19 protein-coding genes and 5 pseudogenes are annotated in these 21374 nt (G+C 44.3%); 20 read left to right on the top strand and 4 right to left on the bottom strand.

Annotation, left to right across the window (positions count from 1 at the left end):
• The first annotated feature begins 112 nt into the window (after positions 1-112).
• The 20 genes and pseudogenes from JCM15908_RS15350 (at position 113) to JCM15908_RS02730 (ending at position 17813) form a co-directional block, all read left to right on the top strand.
• Positions 113-391 (top strand): serine O-acetyltransferase, encoded by a 279-nt coding sequence (locus JCM15908_RS15350; protein ID WP_025002191.1) that lies wholly within the window; start codon positions 113-115, stop codon positions 389-391.
• Complete coding sequence (locus JCM15908_RS02820; RefSeq protein WP_025002190.1) at positions 388-1509, top strand: glycosyltransferase; 1122 nt, start codon at positions 388-390, stop codon at positions 1507-1509. The genes JCM15908_RS15350 and JCM15908_RS02820 overlap by 4 nt, the downstream gene beginning before the upstream one ends.
• Positions 1506-2480 (top strand): polysaccharide pyruvyl transferase family protein, encoded by a 975-nt coding sequence (locus JCM15908_RS02815; protein WP_025002189.1) that lies wholly within the window; start codon positions 1506-1508, stop codon positions 2478-2480. The genes JCM15908_RS02820 and JCM15908_RS02815 overlap by 4 nt, the downstream gene beginning before the upstream one ends.
• A complete protein-coding gene (locus tag JCM15908_RS02810) occupies positions 2441-3295 on the top strand; it encodes a glycoside hydrolase family 16 protein (RefSeq protein WP_025002188.1) in 855 nt (284 codons plus the stop codon). The genes JCM15908_RS02815 and JCM15908_RS02810 overlap by 40 nt, the downstream gene beginning before the upstream one ends.
• Positions 3296-3474: 179 nt before the next feature.
• Entirely contained in the window at positions 3475-4071 is a 597-nt protein-coding gene (locus tag JCM15908_RS02800) for a DUF1919 domain-containing protein (protein WP_025002187.1), read from the top strand.
• Positions 4072-4120: 49 nt separating this feature from the next.
• A complete protein-coding gene (locus JCM15908_RS02795) occupies positions 4121-5311 on the top strand; it encodes a Coenzyme F420 hydrogenase/dehydrogenase, beta subunit C-terminal domain (protein ID WP_025002186.1) in 1191 nt (396 codons plus the stop codon).
• Between the two features lie 9 nt (positions 5312-5320).
• Positions 5321-6310, top strand: a complete 990-nt coding sequence (locus JCM15908_RS02790; protein WP_025002185.1) for a glycosyltransferase — start codon at positions 5321-5323, stop codon at positions 6308-6310.
• A 5-nt stretch (positions 6311-6315) separates the two neighbouring features.
• The gene (locus JCM15908_RS02785) at positions 6316-7392 is read left to right on the top strand and encodes a polysaccharide pyruvyl transferase family protein (protein WP_025002184.1); all 1077 of its coding nucleotides are present in this window, start codon (positions 6316-6318) and stop codon (positions 7390-7392) included.
• 12 nt (positions 7393-7404) lie between these two features.
• A pseudogene (locus JCM15908_RS11880) lies at positions 7405-8119 on the top strand (WecB/TagA/CpsF family glycosyltransferase).
• Complete coding sequence (locus tag JCM15908_RS02775; RefSeq protein ID WP_025002183.1) at positions 8095-8862, top strand: WecB/TagA/CpsF family glycosyltransferase; 768 nt, start codon at positions 8095-8097, stop codon at positions 8860-8862. The pseudogene JCM15908_RS11880 and the gene JCM15908_RS02775 overlap by 25 nt, the downstream one beginning before the upstream one ends.
• 36 nt (positions 8863-8898) lie before the next feature.
• A pseudogene (locus tag JCM15908_RS11875) lies at positions 8899-10035 on the top strand (dTDP-glucose 4,6-dehydratase).
• Positions 10022-11131: a nucleotidyltransferase family protein gene (locus JCM15908_RS02765; protein ID WP_025002182.1), complete on the top strand. Its 1110-nt coding sequence runs from the start codon at positions 10022-10024 to the stop codon at positions 11129-11131. The pseudogene JCM15908_RS11875 and the gene JCM15908_RS02765 overlap by 14 nt, the downstream one beginning before the upstream one ends.
• 46 nt (positions 11132-11177) lie before the next feature.
• Entirely contained in the window at positions 11178-12269 is a 1092-nt protein-coding gene (gene gmd / locus JCM15908_RS02760) for a GDP-mannose 4,6-dehydratase (RefSeq protein ID WP_025002181.1), read from the top strand.
• A 570-nt stretch (positions 12270-12839) separates the two neighbouring features.
• Positions 12840-14060 (top strand): site-specific integrase, encoded by a 1221-nt coding sequence (locus JCM15908_RS02755; protein ID WP_025002180.1) that lies wholly within the window; start codon positions 12840-12842, stop codon positions 14058-14060.
• A gap of 3 nt (positions 14061-14063) precedes the next feature.
• Positions 14064-15324 (top strand): annotated as a pseudogene (locus JCM15908_RS11870) (tyrosine-type recombinase/integrase).
• Between the two features lie 31 nt (positions 15325-15355).
• Positions 15356-15817 (top strand): DUF1896 domain-containing protein, encoded by a 462-nt coding sequence (locus tag JCM15908_RS02745; RefSeq protein WP_036892666.1) that lies wholly within the window; start codon positions 15356-15358, stop codon positions 15815-15817.
• A gap of 680 nt (positions 15818-16497) precedes the next feature.
• A pseudogene (locus JCM15908_RS14310) lies at positions 16498-16768 on the top strand (helix-turn-helix domain-containing protein).
• A 7-nt stretch (positions 16769-16775) separates the two neighbouring features.
• Entirely contained in the window at positions 16776-17084 is a 309-nt protein-coding gene (locus JCM15908_RS02735; RefSeq protein WP_025002178.1) for a helix-turn-helix domain-containing protein, read from the top strand.
• Between the two features lie 2 nt (positions 17085-17086).
• A pseudogene (locus JCM15908_RS15660) lies at positions 17087-17188 on the top strand (DUF3408 domain-containing protein); the annotation flags it as partial.
• 205 nt (positions 17189-17393) lie between these two features.
• Positions 17394-17813 (top strand): plasmid mobilization protein, encoded by a 420-nt coding sequence (locus JCM15908_RS02730; protein WP_025002177.1) that lies wholly within the window; start codon positions 17394-17396, stop codon positions 17811-17813.
• Positions 17814-17940: 127 nt separating this feature from the next.
• On the opposite strand, the gene JCM15908_RS15430 is transcribed toward JCM15908_RS02730, so the two are convergent.
• The 4 genes from JCM15908_RS15430 to JCM15908_RS11855 all read right to left on the bottom strand — a co-directional run bounded on the left by JCM15908_RS15430 (position 17941) and on the right by JCM15908_RS11855 (position 20714).
• Complete coding sequence (locus JCM15908_RS15430) at positions 17941-18762, bottom strand: leucine-rich repeat domain-containing protein (RefSeq protein ID WP_306303696.1); 822 nt, start codon at positions 18760-18762, stop codon at positions 17941-17943.
• On the bottom strand, positions 18720-19385 hold the full coding sequence (locus JCM15908_RS15425) for a leucine-rich repeat domain-containing protein (RefSeq protein ID WP_306303695.1): 666 nt from the start codon (positions 19383-19385) through the stop codon (positions 18720-18722). Before JCM15908_RS15425 ends, JCM15908_RS15430 begins: the two co-directional genes overlap by 43 nt.
• 73 nt (positions 19386-19458) lie before the next feature.
• Positions 19459-20079 (bottom strand): T9SS type A sorting domain-containing protein, encoded by a 621-nt coding sequence (locus tag JCM15908_RS02720; protein ID WP_025002176.1) that lies wholly within the window; start codon positions 20077-20079, stop codon positions 19459-19461.
• 23 nt (positions 20080-20102) lie between these two features.
• Positions 20103-20714, bottom strand: coding sequence for a TetR/AcrR family transcriptional regulator (locus JCM15908_RS11855; protein ID WP_148295497.1), 612 nt, complete (start codon positions 20712-20714; stop codon positions 20103-20105).
• Between the last annotated feature and the right edge of the window lie 660 nt (positions 20715-21374).

The raw sequence follows: 21374 nt of genomic DNA, 5'->3' as shown, positions 1-21374 counted from the left end.
ATCTGTTCTATTACAGATATAACAGCATAAGGCGTTAATTGCTTTTTTATCGTTTATTGCTCCACCCTGTGACTCTTTCAGAATAGGTGCTGACAAGCTCGGGAAATCTCCAATGTTTTATCATAGTTTTTCCACTATCTTAAGCTGTAAATCGATTGGAGATAATTTTATTGTAAGAAACAATACTACTATAGGAAATAAAAATTTGGACAGAGATTTACGTCCTATTATTGGAAATAACGTAGATATTGGGGTAAATAGTGTTATTATTGGCAACATAGTTATAGGCGACAATGTTATTATTGGAGCTGGTTCTGTGGTCGTAAAGGATGTGCCCAGTAATTCTGTTGTGGCAGGTAATCCTGCAAGAATAATTAAACAATTATCATGAAATTATTATATGTAGTCAATAAAATAGATGGCCGTGGGGGACTTAATCGTATAGCTTTCGATAAGATAAATTATCTTATTGACTTCTTTGACATTGACATTGTCTTTTATGGTGATGAGCACAACAAACCTTTCTATGAGGTTGATTCACGGGTTAAATTCCATCCTATAAAAGTTGATGCTCTGTCATCATACGGAAAGAAGTTTTTGTTTGCGTGGAAAGCGTTTAGGGAATATCGGCAATTATTAAAGATAATAAAGCCTGATATTATCATCAACATGAATGTTAATTTGCTTTCGTGGCTAATTCCTTTTGTAGGCCGTTCCATCCCCAAGATTATAGAGCTTCACCAATCATTTGATGGTGTGAAAATCTTTAATGAGAATACTTATGGTAAAGACAGTTGGAAAGGTAAATTTTCCTTTTTCCTAAGAGATACGGTCTATCCAAAATATGACAAAGTGGTTGTCCTTACTCATACAGACATGAAAAAATGGGGATATAGAAACATGATGGTTATTCCTAATTTCACTAATATGCAGTCGCCGACCACAACTGATGTATCGCAGCCCTATTTTCTTTGGTGCGGTAGACTCTCCAATCAAAAAGGATTTGACTATCTGATAAGTATTTGGGAAGAATTCTGTAAACAAAGAACAGATTGGAAACTTGTTCTTATAGGAAAATTCGCAAACAAGAGTCCGCAACAGGAGAAAAAATTTGAATCTTTTCTGGAGAGAAATCAAGGCACGGTTGATTATGTCCCTGAAACAACTGATATGGATTCCTACTATAATAAGGCTGCCATTTATATTTCGACTTCTCGATATGAAGGTCTTCCTCTATGTTTAATCGAGGCTGCAACCAAAGGTAAGCCCATAATAGGTTTTGACATCACAGGAAACGATGAGGTAGTTTCTAATAATGAAACCGGGATTCTTGTTGATTCTTATAACATTCACTCATTTACGGAAGCAATGCTAAGGCTTTGCAAGGACGTTGAAACGAGGAAGAAATACAGCCAGGCTGCTTTTCAAAAGGCAAAAATATTCAATAAGGAAAGTATAATGCAGTCTTGGCTTACGTTATTCAGAACCATAAAACAGCAAAAAGTATGAAGCATCTTACACTTTTCGATACATCTATTGGGACAGACAATCAAGGGGACAGAATCATTATGTATTTCTGTCAACTCCAGCTGAAAGATATTCTAAAGAATGATTATTTTACGTATAAGGTACCGACCCATCTTGAGATAGGTAAAAACACCTATGCATGTAGTAATGTGTCTGAGTATAGTATTGTTTGCGGGACAAATATCCTTAAAACAAGTATAATCACCAATCAGGGTTGGCGTCTACGTCCCCGGGATATTCTTAATTTGCATGGATTATGCCTGATGGGAGCGGGATGGAGTAGCTACAAAGAATTTCGGTTTGTTCCGTATACGCGATGGGCTTATCACCATATTCTCTCAAAGAATATGCTTCACTCTGTTCGTGACAGTTATACAGAACGTAGAATGAGAGCTATTGGTTTTGACAATGTCATCAATACAGCCTGTCCGACGATGTGGAGACTGACACCAGACTTCTGCCGTACTATTCCTACTCATAAGCATAGGAATGTCATAACTTCTTTGACCGATTATGAGCAGAATCCAGAACTGGACAAACTTATGCTAATGAAATTACATGCCAATTATGATAAAGTCTATTTCTGGATTCAGCAAGATCGGGATTTGGAATATCTTAAGTCATTAGATGCAGGATTTCCTATTGAGGTGATTGGTTCTGACGTTGAACAATATCATAATTTTCTGCGCGAAGCAAAAGACTGTGACTATATTGGTTCAAGACTTCATGGGGGAATCTGTGCACTCAACTATGGTGTTAGGACTTTAGTGGTAGGTGTTGATAATCGTGCTGTGGAAATCCACAAAGATACCAAATTGCCTTTTATCAAACGGGAGAATATTGCAATGATTGATAATTGGATAAATAGCAAACAGCCAACTGAACTTGATTTGCCTTGGAAGAATATCTCTAAATGGAAATCACAGTTTCAAGAGAATACAAGGAAGAAATAAAAAAGTCGGAAATGGTATTCAGGAATAATCGGAAGCTGTGCTTAGTTTTGCTTTTGCCAATTTTTTCTTTATGTTTATTAAAGGTTTCTGCTCAGAGGCAATATAACCCAAGTTTTGAAGAGTTACCTGTATGGGCCGACGAATTCTCATACACAGGAGCACCCAAGAAAAGTATATGGGGCATTTCCATTGACAAAAACGGGGAAACTCCTCGGACAAGATACGTTGACAAAAGTGATAATGTCAGAGTCCGTAAAGGCCGTTTGGAGCTACGGGTAAAGAAAGTAGGAGTGCAACAATCTATGTATGAGGGTGGCAGAGTTTACACTATAAATGCAAGAAGCATCAAATATGGTAAGATAGTAATACGGGCCAAAGTCCCAGCTTGTTTCGGTTCATGGATTGCATTATGGTTACGGGTTGTCGACGTGAAAGGAAAAGATGTGCGAGGCGAGATAGATGTGATGGAATATTTCGGAAGTTGGAACCGAAAGAAATTCCAAGCTAACGTCCATCTATGGGGGAAACTCAGAGGAAATAAGAAACATATTCAAAATCCGATGTTCACGAATCAAGATGTTTCAGCTTGGCACATATACACTTTGGAATGGTACAAAGACAGGCTCGTTTGTTATATGGATGACGTAAAAACCTACGAAATTGCAAAGCACGACTTACAAGAATGGCCTTTTGACACAGATTATCAGTTACTGTTAGCTCATACTTATGCTTCAAAAAATGCAAAGAATGTAGATGATAGGCAGCTTCCTGCCACCTTACTAATAGATTACGTCAGATACTATCGATTAAAATAAATAACTCAAATAATTATAAGACATCTGAGGTTTGTACGAGTGCAATATCTATATACCTATTCCTTTAAAAATATTTCTACTATGCTTTTACTTAGCAAAATTGCCAGCAAACTGAGGGAAACCTATATATATATCATCTTTATAAAGAAAGAGAGGATAGGATTCTTTGTAATAAAAGGTTGCCTTATCTGAAAACTATCAAGGAGATAATCACACCGGAGACTTCTATCATTTCCTCCAACTGTCTTGCCGGCCGTTTTATGCAAGACCTAAATATGAAATATAACTCGCCTACACTTGGACTTTATTTCTTTTATCCTGACTATATTGATTTCTTACAAAATCTTGAATTCTATCTGAAGAAGGCCCAAATACAGTTTGTGGAACACTCAAAATATAAGATAGGTGATGAAAGAAGGAGCAAATGGAAGCATTGGTATCCCATAGGCTTATTGGATGGAAAAGTAGAGATTCACTTTCTCCATTACTACTCTGAAGAGGAGGCCGCAGAGAAATGGTATCGCCGTGCTACGAGGCTGGACATGGATAAACTGGTCATTATTGGTTCCGACCAGAATTTATGTACTCCGCAAGATATGCTGAATTTTGACAAACTACCCTATGAGAGAAAGATATTTTTCTCCTCACGCCCTGTAAAAGGCGACTCCATTATTTATATGAAAGAATTTGATGGTCAGGGGCAGGTTGGTGACCCATATAAACAGGGAGACCTGTTTTATAGATATTTTACTGAATATGCAAATACGTGGAAATAAGGGGGCACAGCTTCGCACCATTCATTGTTTAGTAATCAAATAACGAGATATGCCCACATTAGCACAAAAAAAAGACTGCACGGGATGCGCCGCCTGCTTCAACGCCTGCAACCATGGTTGCTTGGAAATGAAGAGGAATGAAGAGGGCTTTGAGTATCCGCAAATAGACTTGGACAGATGTGTGGAATGTAAACTGTGCGAACGCTCCTGTCCCGTCGTTACACCCTTGGAGAATAGAAACTCAGACAGCCCACAGGCTTATGCCGTTTGGAACAACACCGACCGTACCGTGAGCAGCTCGGGGGGAGCTTTCTCCTCCTTTGCGAGATACGTGATAGCACAGGGTGGCATTGTCTATGGTACGGCTTTCGACAACAACCTCCATCTTTGCCATCAAGGAGTAGAGACTGTAGAAGGACTAGTGCCTCTACGTGGCAGTAAGTATGTGCAAAGTGAGATAGGAAATGTATATAAGGACATCCGCAAATACCTACATACAGGACGATGGGTACTTTTCTGTGGCACACCCTGTCAAGTTGCAGGATTAAAGGATTACCTACACAAGGACTACAATCATCTCGTATTGCTTGACCTCGCATGCCACGGTGTACCCTCAGACAGCGTCTGGCAGAGCTATCTTCAGAAGCTGACGGAACGTTTTGCCGGTGTTCGTCCTTCAGCGTTTGAATTTCGCCGAAGAAACGGATGGGGTTTTGCCCCATCCGTTTCTTTCCATCAGAAATTGCGCCCTATTTATGGAGTGGATGCCCTCTATATGGAGGCTTTCGACAAATCGGCTTTGTTCAGGGAGTGTTGTTACCATTGTCCCTATGCGCAGCCACAGCGCGTAGGCGATTGTTCCTTGGCCGACTTCTGGGGATTGGGGCGTTATGGAGTTCCGTTCAAACATGATGTGATGAAGGGCGTGTCGTTAGTGTTGGCTAACAACGAGAAAGGTGAAAGACTGATGCGACAGCTTAAAGATACGTTCTTGGAAGAGCGAACCTTAAAGGAAGCACTTGCGGAAAATGCCAATCTCAATCGTCCTTCGCCAATGAACCCGCGGAGAAATGAAATTATAGCAGCCTTCCTTGACAAGAACAAGTCATTAGAAGCTATTGACAAAGAGTTCCACCTTGTGAACCACAGCATCAAAGAGACGGTGAAGATGTATGCTTCCAAGTGGCATCTGTTTGAAATCGTCAAGCGAATGTACAACTTCTACAAGTCTCATAGATAAACTGACACGATGAAGAAAAAAATCTATTCGTTCAATTCCGAACTTTATAAGGTAACGGGAGTACAAAAGGTGATGATGGACGTACATCGTGCCATACAGGACGAGTACGATGCAAAAATAGTGGGTACTATCCCGTTTGAACGTATTCATACCGATCATCACATCATGCGGGACGAGTATATTAGGCTCTTATCACCTTTTCACTTCTATGACTCGGTAGTCATTCTTCACGAACGCAAGTTTCTCCTGCTGTTCTGGCTGTTGAACCATCTCCTTTTTCAGAAGATAAAGCTCGTGTATATTCATCACAATACCCTTTTCGGGCACAAGCTGCTGTCTATCTTCCCCAAGCACGTTGTGGCTATTTCTGACAGCGGTATCCAAAATCTGACGGAATACTTCCATGTGCCTACAAGACACATTACGAAGATATACAACTGCGTAAAGGATATACAGCCAGAACCCCACCCTTATAGGGGAACTCTGCCTGTAACGCTGCTTCTTCCGGCACGAATCAATGAACAGAAGCAACAGACTGAGATTGTCAGAAATCTGAAAGAACGGCTTTCGGAGAATGTTAAGATTTGCTTCGTGGGAACAGGACCGCAATGTGAGGAATTGAAACAGATAATTGGTACGGACAAGCGATTTGAGTATCTGGGCTATCGTTCAGATATATACAGTTTGTTGCATCAGGCAGACTTCATGCTCCTTTATTCCCGACACGAGGGTTTGCCTATCACACTGATAGAGGCAGATATGATGGGTACACCGGTTATCTGCAATAATGTAGGCGGAAACGAGGAAATAGTGAAGGATGGTGTTAACGGCTTTGTCGTAAACGACTGGGCGCAGCTTGCAGACCGTCTAAACCAATTGTCACAACTCACGGAAAGCCAGTATCTGTCTATGTCGGAGGCCGGTCGTAATCTCTACAAACAGAATTTCACTTTCGAGTCTTTCCAAAAGGATTATCTTTCACTACTAAGCACACTCTGAGCATAATGAAAATAGGCATACTCTCCATGCAGGAGGTAAAGAACTATGGATCGTTTCTCCAAGCATTCTCTCTCAAAAAGAACATAGAGGCTTTGGGACATCAGGTAAACTTTATCAATATCGTCCCGGGCAGACAGCTCGCAGAATATCAACAGCCAAAATTAGCGCGTTATCGGAAACTCGTGTCCCGACTTTGGGGATGGGATTTTTCCCGTCGGTTTAAGACCATATATCAGTTTCAGGCCCGATTCTCCAAAGAGTTTATCCCCTATCTCGGAGTAGAGAAGAAATCGGGTAAAGAACATTACGACATGGTGGTAATCGGCAGTGACGAAGTGTTCAACTTTGCCCAACAGACGTGGTTCGGATTTTCCCCACAGCTCTTCGGGCATGGACTGGATGCCAATAGGATAATCACCTATGCCGCCTCATTCGGTGCTACAGACACAAAGAAGATGGAAGCTTTGGGATTGAAGGAGGAAGTGGCAGGCTATCTGAAAAAACTCAACAGCATCTCCGTGCGCGACATCAACAGCTACAGCACGATAAAGGAACTAACAGGACATTCTCCACAAATGAACGTAGACCCCGTCCTCATCTACGATTACATCGAACACATTCCTACACAGCGGCACAAGAGCGACTACATCATCGTCTATTCCTATCCCGGACGCATATCCGACAAGGATGAAATTGCCGCCATCAGGTCGTTCGCCAAAAACAAGAAACTCCGCCTGTTGTCCATCGGGCACTACTTCCCATGGTGCGACGAGGTCATTGTCCCGACACCATTCGAAGTGCTCGGTTATTTCCGCGATGCAGCTTATATTATTACAGACACCTTCCATGGAACGATTTTCTCCATCAAGTTCAACAAGCAATTCGCCACTATCGTCCGAAGCATGAACAACAACAAGCTCACCTCACTCCTGGAACAATTCGAATTGTCTTCACGCATAGTCTACTATCCGGACAACCTAGCCACTATAGAAGATGCCCCCATTGACTACACTATTGTGAACACACACATAGCGGAGGAAAAAAAGAAAAGTATAGCCTACCTCAAACAAAATATAATATAAAATAAATAATTGATGACGACATCATTGATAAATCAGATAATGGTGACAGATGGCTGCTGGAGAGAAACTGGCTTTTGTACAAAAGCTCGTATCTATACTTATCTCAACCCCGTATCCTACCTTGAAGCACTGAAGCATAAGGAGTTATTCACAGAGTTTGATGGAATCTTCGCTGATGGTGGGTTACTTGTAAAAGCTATTAAGATACTATACGGGAAGAGCATCAAGCGTAGGAGCTTTGATATGACTTCGATGGCACCCAAGCTATTCGAGTATGCCACCGCAAATAGAAAAAGCATTGCCATTGTAGCCACCAAACAAGAATCGCTGGAACAGGCAGTAAATATATTCCGAAAGAGCTACCCCGGAATCAATATCTCCTACTATCGCAACGGATTCTTCTCTAACGAGGAAGAGAAAGAACAAGAGGCGCGCAAGATTACAACTTTAAATCCCGACTTCCTCATCGTGGGAATGGGAATCATCATGCAGGAAGACTTCCTCCTGAAAGTCAGACGAGCCGGTTATCAAGGCATTGGCTTTACATGTGGTGGATTCATCCACCAAACGGCACAGAATAAAGCCGACTATTACCCACAATGTAGATAATTACGGACTGCGGTTTCTTTACCGCATGTACAAGGAGCCACATACCCGCAGCCGTTATGTCAAGGCTGCTTTAATCTTTCCACTAAGATTTCTATGGGAGCGCATTGGGGGCAGGTAGATATCCTGAATATTGGCATTGACAACCTGACAAGGAGCGAATTTCTGCGACGACTGCAGAGCGGTGTGGTCTTCACGCCCAATGTAGACCATCTCGTGCGACTACAACATGACCGGCATTTCTACGAGTGTTATCAGCAGGCCGACTGGATAATCTGCGACTCGCGCATCCTATACTTCCTCTCACACCTCCTCCCCGTCCCTATCTGTGAGTCCATTCCCGGCAGCAGCTTCTTCCCCGAGTTCTGCCACTTCCATGCAAAAGATGACAATACACGCATCTTCATCTTAGGCGGCAAAGAGGGCATAGCACAAAAGGCGATGGAAAACATCAACAACCGAATAGGAAGGAAAATTGCTGTCGGAGCATTATCGCCCAGTTTTTCCATTAACAGGAACGAAAGCCGAAGAATAGCAGACGTTATTAATCAAAGTGATGCAACGGTCGTACTGACAGGACTGGGCGCACCCAAGCAAGAGAAGTGGATTATCGCACACCGGCATCTGATGCCGCGGGTAAGGATATGGCTGGCATTGGGTGCAACCATAGATTTCGAAGCAGAAACACTCAGCCGTGCCCCTAAGGCATGGCGCAAGTTGGGGATGGAGTGGTTTTACCGCTTCCTCCATGAGCCCAAAAGACTATTCCACCGGTATTTCGTTGACGACATGACATTCTTCTGGCATTTCGGACGACAACTGCTACACATTTACCACAATCCTTGGCAGGAAAACCAGACATAAACAGTTCATATACAGAAATATTTCAATATCATCATTATGACATACAAGCGCACAATCGTCATTACCGGCGGAGCCGGTTTCATCGGGTCGCACGTAGTGAGACTATTCGTCAACAAGTACCCAGAGTATAAAATCATCAATCTCGACAAGCTCACGTATGCCGGGAATCTCGCCAACCTCAAGGACATTGAGGACAAGCCAAACTATCGGTTCGTAAAAATGGACGTCTGCGACTTCGAGGCCTTCTATCGCCTGATACAAGACGAGAAGGTGGACGGCATCATTCATCTGGCAGCAGAAAGCCACGTAGACCGCAGCATCAAGGATCCGTTCACCTTCGCACAGACCAACGTCATGGGCACGCTCGCCCTGCTACAGGCAGCGAAGCTCTACTGGGAGTCGCTGCCCGAGCGGTACGAGGGCAAGCGGTTCTACCACATTTCAACCGACGAGGTGTACGGGGCACTCTCACTGACCGACCCTGACGGCATAGAAAGTCCCTTCACGACAGCAGCATCTTCGGAGCACCATCACGCCTACGGCAGGGACTTCTTTCTTGAAACGACGAAGTACAATCCCCACTCACCCTACTCTGCGTCAAAGGCCAGCTCGGATCATTTCGTACGTGCCTTCCACGACACCTACGGCATGCGACCATCGTAACCAACTGTTCGAACAACTATGGCCCCTATCAGTTCCCGGAGAAGCTCATTCCACTATTTATCAACAACATACGCCACCGCAAGCCGCTCCCCGTATATGGTGAAGCTCAACGTGCGCGACTGGCTCTACGTTGAAGACCACGCACGCGCCATCGACCTGATATTCCACAAAGGCAACGTGGCCGATACCTACAACATCGGCGGATTCAACGAGTGGAAGAACATCGACATTATAAAAGTTGTCATCAACACCGTCGACCGACTGCTGGGACGCAAGGAGGGCGAAGACCTCGGACTCATCACCCACGTTACCGACCGTCTCGGCCACGACCAGCGTTACGCCATTGACAGCCGAAAGCTACAGAAGGAACTCGGATGGGAACCAAGCCTGCAGTTCGAGGAAGGAATAGAGAAGACCGTAAAATGGTACCTCGACCATCAGGAGTGGATGGACAACGTTACGAGTGGCGACTACATGAAGTACTACGATAACATGTATGGCGGCAGATAGAAATATCGGCAAATACATAGAGTTTCTAAGATTCTGTCTCCACGAGGAGGCGGAGATTCCCGAGTGCGTGTCAGACATGAACTGGCACGCACTCCTCGCCTTTGCCCGCAAGCAGAGCATCGTGGGCACCTGCTGGGAGGGCGTCAGCCGGCTTTCCGACATTGCCAACAAGCCTACCGAAGACGATATACTCGAATGGATGAGCATCGTCGGCACCATTCGAAAGAGAAACCGCCAGACCGACAAAGTGGCGGCATGGACAACGGAAAATTTCAGGAAAGAAGGATTCGAGACCTGTCTTCTGAAAGGACAGGGAGCCGCCCTCCTCTATCCCGACCCGTTGCTGCGTATGCCGGGCGATGTAGATGTGTGGGTCAGGCCGGAAGGCGGCCAAAAAGAAAAGGAAGTCATCGCCTACGTCAGACGCTTCTGCCCCAAATCAAAAGCCTGCTACCATCATATAGACTTCGTCTCCAAAGAAAACATCCCCATAGAGGTGCACTATCGTCCGCAATGGATGAACAGCCCCATTCACAACCACCGCCTACAGAAATTCTTCGCACAAGAGGCCGACCGACAATTCAACCATACGGCAGAACTGCCCAATGGTTCAGGGAGCATCAGTGTACCCACGGTTCGCTTCAATATTGTCTTTATGCTGGCACACGTTTACAACCACCTCCTGCATGAAGGTATCGGATTCCGGCAACTCATTGACTACTATTACCTCCTCCGCAACAGACCTGCAACAGACAAGGAAACAAACTGGGCAGATCTGTTCCGAAAATTAGGACTGAAGTCATTTGCCCGTGCCGTAATGTGGCTCATGCAAAGCGTCTTCGGACTGGAAGAGAAATACCTGCTCGACAAGCCCGACAAACGGTTGGGACAACTGCTACTCAACGAGATGACCGAAGGAGGAAATTTCGGCAAGTACGACGAACGTACACTGAGCGGCACCTATACCTCGCCTATGGCCAAGAACGTCCAGCGTATCCTGCGCGACATCCGCCTGATGTGGTATTTCCCATCCGAATGTCTGTGGGAACCATGGTTCCGCATCTACCACTGGATATGGAGAAAAAGAAACAATTGACTATTTCAGGAAACACTCCAAAAGAAATAACGCTATACAACAATATATGGAAAAAACAGCACTTATAACAGGCATCACCGGACAGGACGGATCCTATCTGGCAGAACTGCTTTTAGAAAAAGGCTACGAGGTACACGGCATCATCCGCCGCTCGTCCGTCGACTACCGAGAGCGCATTGCCCATCTGGAGGGGCAGCCCCATTTCCACCTCCACTATGCCGACCTCGGCGACTCCATGAGCATACTCGGAGTCATCGGCTCCGTGCGACCGACCGAAATATACAACCTCGCTGCACAGAGCCACGTGCAGGTCAGCTTCGATTCGCCCGAGTTCACAGCCGACGTCGATGCCGTGGGCGTGCTGCGCATACTCGAAGCCGTGCGGCAGCTCGGACTTACCAAGACCTGCCGCATCTATCAGGCATCTACATCCGAGCTGTACGGCAAGGTAGAGGAAGTGCCCCAGAACGAGAACACACCCTTCCATCCCTACAGCCCCTACGCCGTGGCAAAGCTCTACGGCTACTGGATTGTCAAGGAATACCGCGACGCCTATGGCATGTACTGCTGTTCGGGAATCCTCTTCAACCACGAGAGCGAGCGGCGCGGCGAGACCTTCGTTACACGCAAGATAACCCTCGCTGCGGCACGAATCAGGCAGGGATTGCAGCAGAAGCTCTACCTCGGCAACCTCTCCTCGCTCCGCGACTGGGGCTACGCCAAGGACTACGTCGAGTGCATGTGGCTGCTGCTGCAGCAAAAGAAGCCCGAAGACTTTGTCATTGCCACGGGCGTGCAGCACAGCGTTCGCGACTTCTGTCTCCATGCCTTCCGCCGCGTGGGCATCGAGCTTGAGTTCCAAGGCGAGGGTATGGACGAGAAGGGAATTGACAAGGCAACGGGAAAAATCCTCATAGAAGTAAGCCCCGACTTCTACCGCCCGACCGACGTGGTCAATCTTTGGGGCGACCCGACAAAGGCAAAGGCCAAACTGGGATGGAATCCTTCCAAAACGACTTTCGAGGAACTGGTCAATCTCATGGTAGACCACGACATGGCGAAAGTAGCCTCCGACGGTGCTGCCGAAAAGGTACGCACCAACCTTGCCGAGTATCTCGAAAAGGGAATTGTAAAGTAAGCCCGGCGGAAAGCCCCACCCCACATACGCCCCATAGGCCGGCAGACAACGCGAACCTGACGGAATTTATCATTATAAAGCCGTGCATCCATGTGCAAAATACATGGGTGCACGGCTTTTTCATACCCCTATAGACGCAACAACTATTCACGACAGCCTTACCATGAAATAACCCGGAAGCGGTACTGTCCTATAAAAGCGTGTAAGTTCCATTTTCTTTTTTTCTTCAAATACGAAGATAAAAAATGAGCTTACACACTTTGCGGGGATAGTTCATAGAATAAAGACAATGAAAGAAGAAATGGTAAATGTAAACGGAAACTTCTGAATAGCAGCAATTTATGCACTTTGCTGCATTTTGTGATATGGCAAGGTCGGGCAAAAAACGGCAATAGTTCCGTTACCAAATCGTAACCCATAAGGCACAAAGCAAAAAGGGGTTACGAATTGAATGTAAACAGCTGTTCCATAGGTTTTTATTCCTCATCTTTCATTTTTCTGCATAGTTCAAGAATTCTTGTTCGTATGTACTTTGCAAACAAAGGAAATTTAGAAAAAACGACAGAAAAAATGAAAGAAAACAAACTGAAAGTCTCGTTTTTCGTACAGGCTAAACGAGCGGACAAAAAAGGCATGGTGCCGCTTATCGGACGGATAGAACTGGGCAGGAAGCATTCCGCCTTTTCCGCCAAAAAGAAAGTCCCATTATCTCTTTGGGACTGCAGGAAGCAACGTCTTCTCGGCAAGAGTGCCATTGCAGATTCAATCAACCGGTATTTGAATGAATGCACCGCGCTCGTTCACGCACGTTATCGGGAACTCTGCGAAAGGGGAGAGACATTCTCGGCTTCGGACGTGCGCAATGCCTATCAGGGACAGCTTTGTCAAAACGCAATGCTTTTAGAGTGCTATGCCGAATACCTCAGACAGATTGAGGAAAGGGTGGGCATAGACAGGGCAATGAAAACTTTGGAGCTGCGCACCTATCAGCAAACGCTTCTTCGGGAGTATATGCGGAGGAAGTACAAGTTAAGTGATATTCCGCTTATGGAGCTGGATATTTCCTTTATAGAAGGCTATGAATACTTTCTGACAATAGACAGAAAACTGAAGCGTGGCAGTATATGCAGTGCCTTGACCGCCTTAAAGGCGGTTGTGAACAAGGCTGTCAAAAACGGCATGACAGGCATGTACCCATTCATTGGCTACAGTTACGAGAAACTGAAAGGAACACCGAGAAACATCACGCAGGACGACCTGCAAAAGATTATCGACCTGCCCGTCAAATGGGAGAAATATCGTGTCGTCCGTGATTTGTTCGTGTTCTCCTGCTTCAGCGGTCTTGCAATTTCGGACATACGCAATCTCAAAGAGGAAAACATCATCATTGAGGAAGGAAAGCTATGTATAAAAAACAAGCGTGTCAAGACAAAGACTCCTTTTCGAGTAGTGGTTCTCCCTCCTGCCAAGATAATCATGGAAAGATACAGGGGCAGACGGGCAGGATATGTGTTTGATGTTCCCCCAAGAGACGTGGTTTACAATGCAATGCACTACATACAGAGGAGTATCGGTATGGAAGCTCCACTGACCTTTCACATGGCCCGGCATACCTTTGCATCGGTCATCACCCTGTCGGCAGGTGTCCCGATAGAAACCGTAAGCGGCATGTTGGGACATACAAATTTGAGAACGACACAAGTGTATGCAGCGGTCAATTCCGAAAGAATAAGACAGGATATGCAGAAGATTCAACAGCGGATAGAACACACATTCACCTTAAAATTATAGTTTATGGCACGCAGTACATTCAGGACATTATTTTACATCAACCGTTCCAAACAGAAGAAGAACGGCAAATGCCCGATAATGGGACGCATTACCATTGACGGGCAGCAGGTACAATACAGCATGGGGCTGGAAATCAATCCTGACAATTGGGACGCAAAGCATGGCAGATGCAAAGGCGACCTTGACGAAATGAAGAACATCAACCGCATACTGACAGAAAAGGAAGGACAGATGCAAGCCAAATACACTGAGCTGGTTTGGCAAAAGGGGTATGTAAGCGCAGAACTTCTCAAAAGCCGTCTGACGGAGGATTCTCAAAACAATGGCATGCTCATGGAAGAGGCAGACCGTTTTATAGAGGAAAAACGCCCGTGTGTGGGAGTTACCATCGCACAATCCACTTTTCGCAACTATATCTATGACAGGCAGCTTATAGTGTCGTTTTTGCAGGAGAAATACGGAGTGTCGGATATTTGCTATTCACGGTTGGATTATGGCTTTATAGAGGATTTGGACTTCTACCTGAAAAGCAAGCGCAGACTTTCACCCGCCACCATTCAGATGACGGTTGTCTTCCTGAGAAAGCTCATAGGCATCGGGCAACGGAAAAAATACATCCGCCGGGACCCGTTTGTGGATTTCAAGGCGGAAAAGCCACACGGCACGAGAAGGTATCTTACAACGGAGGAGCTCAACCGCATTTTGCAAACGCCCATCATCAACAAGCAGTTCGAGCGGGCAAGGCAGCTCTTCATTTTCTGTGCCTTCACGGGACTGGCTCGTGTGGATATGCTGCGACTGACCCCAAGGCATATCCACCATTATGATGACGGGACTTGTGAGATACGCATCAAAAGGCAGAAGACGGACGTGGAAGCCATCATCCTCTTCTGCCATCGCAAGGGAGATACTGGACATCTATATGAAAGGAAAGCAACCCGATGAGCAGATTTTTCCGACATTGAATGTCAGCAAGGCATCTTTCGCCTGTATAAACATCGGTCAGATATGCCGGATAGAGAAAGGCTTGACCTTTCACATGGCTCGCCACACTTTCGCCACGACCATCTGCCTTTCCAACGGTATGGCAATGGAAACGCTCAGTAAGATGCTCGGACACAGCGACATTGGCACGACACAGATTTATGGAAAGATTACCGACCTAAAAATCAGAGAGGACATGAGCCGTTTGCAGGAACATAAAAGCAAGGCTTTTTCTGACTATACAGAATCCATCGAAAAGCAAGGTACAACAGCATTTTAGAAATCATCAAATATCTACAAAATGAAGACAGATAAAAAATACAAAGGAACTTTCCTACTTTCGGTTGAAGCTAAGAAGTTACATTGGTGAGCATCACCCCGAAAGATTGCAAGACATAGAATTTATCACCGCACGGGCAGACATGGCACTGACCGCCTACTGCGATGCAGTGGCACAGGGCTTCACGCATCCCGAAGCGGAGAGCATGGCAAGTGAGGTTCTGTATCAAGGGTTGCACTTCTCCAAGTATGATACGCTTGTATCCGTGTTGGAAAACGAGTTTGAAAGGGAACTGCCTGCATCGCTTCCTGAAAGACTCGCACCCGTTTTGTTGTCGAACAAGGCTGTTCAAGCCACATTCGACAAGTTCGGTTTGACGGACGAATTTGTCGCAAGCGGACAATACGACCGTCTTTGCACCGAACTCACAGGCACGATTGTGCTGCTCATTGAGAGCAATAACTTGCCAATAATCGGTCAGACGAACGGATAAAGCCAACGCTTATTCTCTGCAAACAATCTCACGCAAATCTCCTGAAGCCGTAATCGGTCGGGCAAAGGTATGGCAGTTGCCTTGATTGCCCGCAAGGTCAAGCCCTGCAGATGGAGCGGAAAATCTCCACCGCAGGGCTTTTTCTCTATACCTTGATACAATCATACTTGCAAAACAATCTTTCGTGCGGTCGTATTTTTCACTCCAACCTTGCAGCAATAGGCGAACCGCCCAAAAAAATGCCCGAACGAATACGGCATACTCAGGCTCTTTGGACGCAAGCGATAAAACAAATATTCAATCGTGCAATCGTATAAATAACCTTTTGCCCTATTTCTCAATCGCTCGGAAGAAAGAACTATTGTTCTTTCAAAATATCGACCGTTCGGACTATCTGTTTATCGAACGATAGAACGTCCGATATGTCGAACTCTCGAATGTTCGGGAGTTACCTGCTTCCATATTCGCTGATATGGAACGAACCGGCACCTCTTCTCATTACCGCAATTCTTGTATCTTCCCATTGTTTTCATCTTTAACTTCCCTTGTTTTCCCTCTGTTTCCCTGCTTTTTTTCTATGCTTTCTTGCACTTACCTTTGCACACGACAATAGCGGCAATGAACTGTATATGGGTTTGTTTGCCGAGTAACAACAACGTAATTAAAACAAAATCAAGGCAATGAAACTCATTATCATCGACCGCAAAGCGTGGGAGCGACATCGCTCCGAATTTGCAGACTTTATCCATCGTGTGGAACAGCTCATCGGTAATCCTCCTGAGACCGAGCAATGGCTCGACAACGAAGCCGTGTGCAAGCGTTTGGGTTATCAGCAAGCGTACCCTGCAATCATACAGAGATACGGGAAAAATCCCTTTCTCAATGATTGGACACAAGTGTTATTACAAGCAGACCAACATCTGTGAAATGCTGAATGAAGTCAAGGAATGAACGAATTATGGCAGAGAATGAAATCATTACGCAGGAAGCCCCTCAGATGCAGTTGTTTTCACAGTTGATGGAGGGTACATTGAAGAAACTGGAGCGGTATTGCGCAACAGCACGCCCCATGCTGGGCGGAGAGGTTTACCTCACGGGCGAGGAGGTTTGCAGCCAATTACGGCTCAGCACACGCACGCTCCAAGAGTACAGAAATGCAGGAACGCTTCCTTTCTGCAAAATCGGAGGAAAGATACTCTACAAACAGAGCGACGTACAAGCCATGCTTGAAAGATATTATAATCCGATACCCAAGAAGCTATGGTAAGTGTAAAGGAGCAGAGAGCGAATGTTTTGGGATATGTGGAACAGGTGCTTCGGGAACACCTCGATCAATACAAGGAGGATGTGGAAAGATGGCGGAAACCCTGAACAACTGCAATCCTCGAATGCAAGCCTGTGCAGAGTTACCGCATTCAATGAATGCAGTAACACGGCATGGGCTTATAATCCATTTTCTACATCAGCAAGGTGTGTCTTTGTGACACAAACTACCGTTTGTCCCACAAAGACCCTTGCCCCGAAGGGGGATTAAATCACTTCGAAGTCGTAATTAGAAGAATAAAAACAAGAGTATATGGCAAGCAATAAATCAGGGAAAAGAGTACCGAAAAGGTATGGTGATATGCCCGACAAGTGGGACGACTGGCACGTCCGCCTGCCCGACCCGAAAGACCAGCTTCGGGTAATAGACCTTTATCACAAGTCTGGTTCAAAGTCCAAGTCCGAATTCGTGCGTACAAGATTATTGGGTGAGCATTTCAAAGTGATAACAGTGGACAAGTCTGTCGTGGAGTATTACCGCAAACTCTCCGAACTTACAGCCCAAGTACATAAGATTGGTACAAACTATAATCAAGTTGTCCGCCTGATGTACCTTTATACGGCAGAGAAAAGCATACAGGCATTGCTGCAGGAGCTTGTCGGTTTGACAAAAGAACTCACCGCCCTGCAAGAGAAGGCGGTGAGTTTGACCATTGACTATCGAGAGAGATAAGGAATGTAGGATGGGATTATATTCTTCCATGCATTTTTCGCAGCAGATTGCCCAATGAACGTACTATCTGAAAGTCCACCGTCCGGTTCTCCACCATTATTTCTGTTCAAGTATCATTTTATAGGTTTTATACCAATATTTTATGAACAGTGTTGCCGACACGGACAATATAAATGCCTCTTGATGGTATTTGGATAGAATGGGAGGAAGTTAGGCTTCCATGATCTATCATCTCGCCATCTATGGCATAAACCGAATAACGGACAGGAGCAGAAAGGCTTTCCGCCACCTCAATGACAAGCATGCCGTCTTTTCCATATACTTTGCACTTCCCTGCATCGTCCGCCATAGGTGTTTCTATCCCGGATGGGAACTTGTCCGTCTCGATGATATTGGTGAAGTAGTTCCAGCCGAAAGCCTGACGGTACTTCTCGCCCGAGCCGATGGGGACATAGACTGGTATATCGTTGGGGGTAAAGCCGTGGAATGGTCCATTTCCCGGGTTTATCTTGTCTTCTGCACAATACGGTGGGTTGGGAGAACGGGAATAAATATTCTTGATGTATTTCCAATAGGCACCACTTCCACCTCCTAAAAACTCAAGTGAAGCAGGAAAAATGATAGAATCGAATGCACAATACCAAAAAGCATTCTGTTCTATGCTTTTTAACCCTTCCGGAAGATTAATGCTTTTAAGCATGTAATTTGAATCAAAAGAACTAACCCCGATCTTTTTTATGGTATTAGGAAGATCTACTCTCTCTAATGAATCATTATAGGCTGCAAAATAATCCGGAATGCAAGTAATATATTCATTTTCAGGAATATGTATATAGCGCAATCTATCACACATAGAGAAAGAGAATGATGCAATTTTAGTTACGGAATTGGGCAAATCTGCCATTATTAAATCAGAAGCATAAAATGCACCCTCGCCAATACTATCCAACCTTCCGGGAAATTAACTTCAGATATTCTTGTGTTATAAAAACAGTCATCCGAAATTATTTTCAGCGACGTTGGCAATGTTACTTTGTCGAAACATTGACAATTCAAGAAACATCTTGCAGGAAGTTCGGTCATCCCGTCAGGTATCACGGGATTGGTCTTAAACCAATGACAATTGGCAAAAGCAGCCCTGCCGATTTTTCTAAGATTTCGAGGAAAGTTTATTTCTTCCAATTTCATTTTCATAAAAGCATATTCACCGATTTCCTGAATATTTTCCGGAAGGATAATTCGCCGAATATTCAAATGTATAGAACTCGTTCCATCTTGTTTTTTAGGGTTATATAATGCAAGATCCGGAATTTTTCGGCCTTCTATCTGAGTATCTTCCAAGTTCAACACAGTGAGTTTACCTTTAAAACTACATTTCCACATAGTTTTAAAATCTGTTTTGTTGATCGGACCATGTACAACCAAAGAGTCTATGGCATTCCACTTGTCTCCTAAAACTTGTTCTAACTGCCCGTACTCGCTCACTCTCGCATCATAGAAACTGACTTGCCCCCACGCCTTTTGAAAAAAAACGGCAAGAAACAAAGATACGAACAAAAGATTTTTTTTCATCACTCTAAAATTTTTACTTTATAAAAATGGCAACAAGGAAAGTGTGTACCCCTCCCCGTTGCCGAAAAAATAATTATCTTTTATTGAACTTCTTATTGTCTATAATTTGACCATCAACAGAATAGGAGAGTAGATAAATGCCGTTTGGTAAGGAAGTTACATCAAACTGCATCTTTTTTGTGTCAAGAGGAAGAGCCTTATTCAATAGAATTGTCCCTTGTGTTAAACTGCTTACTTGAAGCACAGCATTTTTTGAATTGACAGGACTGTGCAACTCAACATTTATAAAATCATCGACCAATGTGGGGGCGACTGATTTCAATCCGGTCTTGGATTCCAATGTAATACTTTCTCGCACCATTTCACCCTGAGAAGAGAGGGCTGTTACGGAGAATTCATTATTTTTTGCGGTTGGATTTACCGTAATTTTATTTCCTTCTCCTAAATCTTTGCCATTTCTATCTGTCCAGCGGGCAGAATAGTCTGTTCCTTGCCAGTCTGCCGAGAGTTCATATTCCCCCACTCCGACTTCAACAGGGACAATGTCAATCGGCTTATAGCTAAGTATCGGGGCTTCCACAACAAATGTCTCCCCTCCGACAATCTTACCTGTCTCATCTTTTTGTATCAAGTCAAAAGTATACTTTTCATTAGGATATGCCGACACGCCATTGATATATACCGATTTTTCCATAGGAACATTATTTGGTTATTAAATTATATATTGTGTATATCTGATTTTTCAGTTTCGGGAATGGAGAGCTGGGCACTCAATGCACTTCTGTATGACAATCCAAGATATATATTTCTTATGGAAGATATAACCTTTTCTGTTTCCACAGTTTGAGTAATCTCTCCTTTCTGTTTGGCAAGCTCTATCACCTCACGCCATTCATTGTTCTTCCTGTCCTCATATTCCTGAAACTTCTCTTTCCAGTTCGGGTAATTGTCTTTCAGGTACAGTATGAATGACATGAAATTGGCAGAGGTGACTGTGCCCTTTGTCATCATGAAAAATGAATTCATGCGCCGACCGATGTTTTCCACACGGCTGTCAATGAAATCCTTTAATGGTGTCAGGCTTGTGGTATCAGGGAGGTCATACCCATTATCACTGAGAAACTCAAATACAAATCTATCAACGGCATGATGGAATATGTCCTCTTTATTCTTGAAATGATGGAACATGTTGCCGCGAGAGACATTGGTCGCTTCCACTAAGTCCGAAAAGGATACGGCTGCATATCCTTTTTTCAAGAACAGTCTGAACGATTCGTTAAGGATGATATCCCTTTTGCTTATGTTTTCTTTATCTGTCTGATTTTCCATAAATCCATAACGTTAAACTTGAAAACAGAACATTTGTTCTGCTGCTTTCAGTGCAATAGTATGCAAAATATTTCAACCTGCCAAATTTTTCGAAGGATTTTTCTTTAAAAAGTTTTATTTTTCTCATTTCCTCTCATCTTGCAATACCAAATCGTTTGATTCTGACCTTTTTTTCAGACGTAATGATAAGACAAAAAATCCTTTCAAATTACTTTCATTGGACTTAGTATGTGATTATTTTTAGGTGTGCCTGCAATTTATTTCCGTAAAAACACGCTGTTTTCATCAGAAAATCATTATCTTTGCAACATAGTACAACGTGTTCTTTGAGGCATTGCAGAATAAAGAAAGGGAAAGAAACTCGCTCGTTTCCAACTCGTAACCCTTTTATCCTTTATTCTTTCTTATCTTATTGATTATCTGAAAGATACAAAATTCTAAAATCTTTTGCGGGGATAGTACCGGTTTCCGGCAGGATTGGCCGTTGTTTTCCGGGCTTCAGGGGGGCCTAAAATTTATATACGGTTAGCGGAAAATTTCTATACGTATAGAAATATTTTTCTAACCGCTTCCCCGTAAATTTCTAACCGTATATAAATTTTCCGCTAACCGTATATAAATTTTCCGCTAACCGTATATAAATTTTCCGCTTGCCGCAAA

The sequence above is a fragment of the Prevotella dentasini JCM 15908 genome, from assembly GCF_000614065.1.
GTDB classification, from domain to species: Bacteria; Bacteroidota; Bacteroidia; order Bacteroidales; family Bacteroidaceae; genus Prevotella; species Prevotella dentasini.
The sequence above is the reverse complement of the archived record's forward strand: the minus strand, read 5'-3'. Positions and strand labels throughout refer to the sequence as shown.

Coding starts and splice junctions, on each gene's coding strand:
- JCM15908_RS15350 (WP_025002191.1), top strand. CDS start 113: ATGTTTTATCATAGTTTTTCCACTATCTTAAGCTGTAAATCGATTGGA.
- JCM15908_RS02820 (WP_025002190.1), top strand. CDS start 388: ATGAAATTATTATATGTAGTCAATAAAATAGATGGCCGTGGGGGACTT.
- JCM15908_RS02815 (WP_025002189.1), top strand. CDS start 1,506: ATGAAGCATCTTACACTTTTCGATACATCTATTGGGACAGACAATCAA.
- JCM15908_RS02810 (WP_025002188.1), top strand. CDS start 2,441: ATGGAAATCACAGTTTCAAGAGAATACAAGGAAGAAATAAAAAAGTCG.
- JCM15908_RS02795 (WP_025002186.1), top strand. CDS start 4,121: ATGCCCACATTAGCACAAAAAAAAGACTGCACGGGATGCGCCGCCTGC.
- JCM15908_RS02790 (WP_025002185.1), top strand. CDS start 5,321: ATGAAGAAAAAAATCTATTCGTTCAATTCCGAACTTTATAAGGTAACG.
- JCM15908_RS02785 (WP_025002184.1), top strand. CDS start 6,316: ATGAAAATAGGCATACTCTCCATGCAGGAGGTAAAGAACTATGGATCG.
- JCM15908_RS02775 (WP_025002183.1), top strand. CDS start 8,095: ATGGGAGCGCATTGGGGGCAGGTAGATATCCTGAATATTGGCATTGAC.
- JCM15908_RS02765 (WP_025002182.1), top strand. CDS start 10,022: ATGGCGGCAGATAGAAATATCGGCAAATACATAGAGTTTCTAAGATTC.
- gmd (WP_025002181.1), top strand. CDS start 11,178: ATGGAAAAAACAGCACTTATAACAGGCATCACCGGACAGGACGGATCC.
- JCM15908_RS02755 (WP_025002180.1), top strand. CDS start 12,840: ATGAAAGAAAACAAACTGAAAGTCTCGTTTTTCGTACAGGCTAAACGA.
- JCM15908_RS02735 (WP_025002178.1), top strand. CDS start 16,776: ATGGCAGAGAATGAAATCATTACGCAGGAAGCCCCTCAGATGCAGTTG.
- JCM15908_RS02730 (WP_025002177.1), top strand. CDS start 17,394: ATGGCAAGCAATAAATCAGGGAAAAGAGTACCGAAAAGGTATGGTGAT.
- JCM15908_RS15425 (WP_306303695.1), bottom strand. CDS start 19,385: ATGAAAAAAAATCTTTTGTTCGTATCTTTGTTTCTTGCCGTTTTTTTT.
- JCM15908_RS02720 (WP_025002176.1), bottom strand. CDS start 20,079: ATGGAAAAATCGGTATATATCAATGGCGTGTCGGCATATCCTAATGAA.
- JCM15908_RS11855 (WP_148295497.1), bottom strand. CDS start 20,714: ATGGAAAATCAGACAGATAAAGAAAACATAAGCAAAAGGGATATCATC.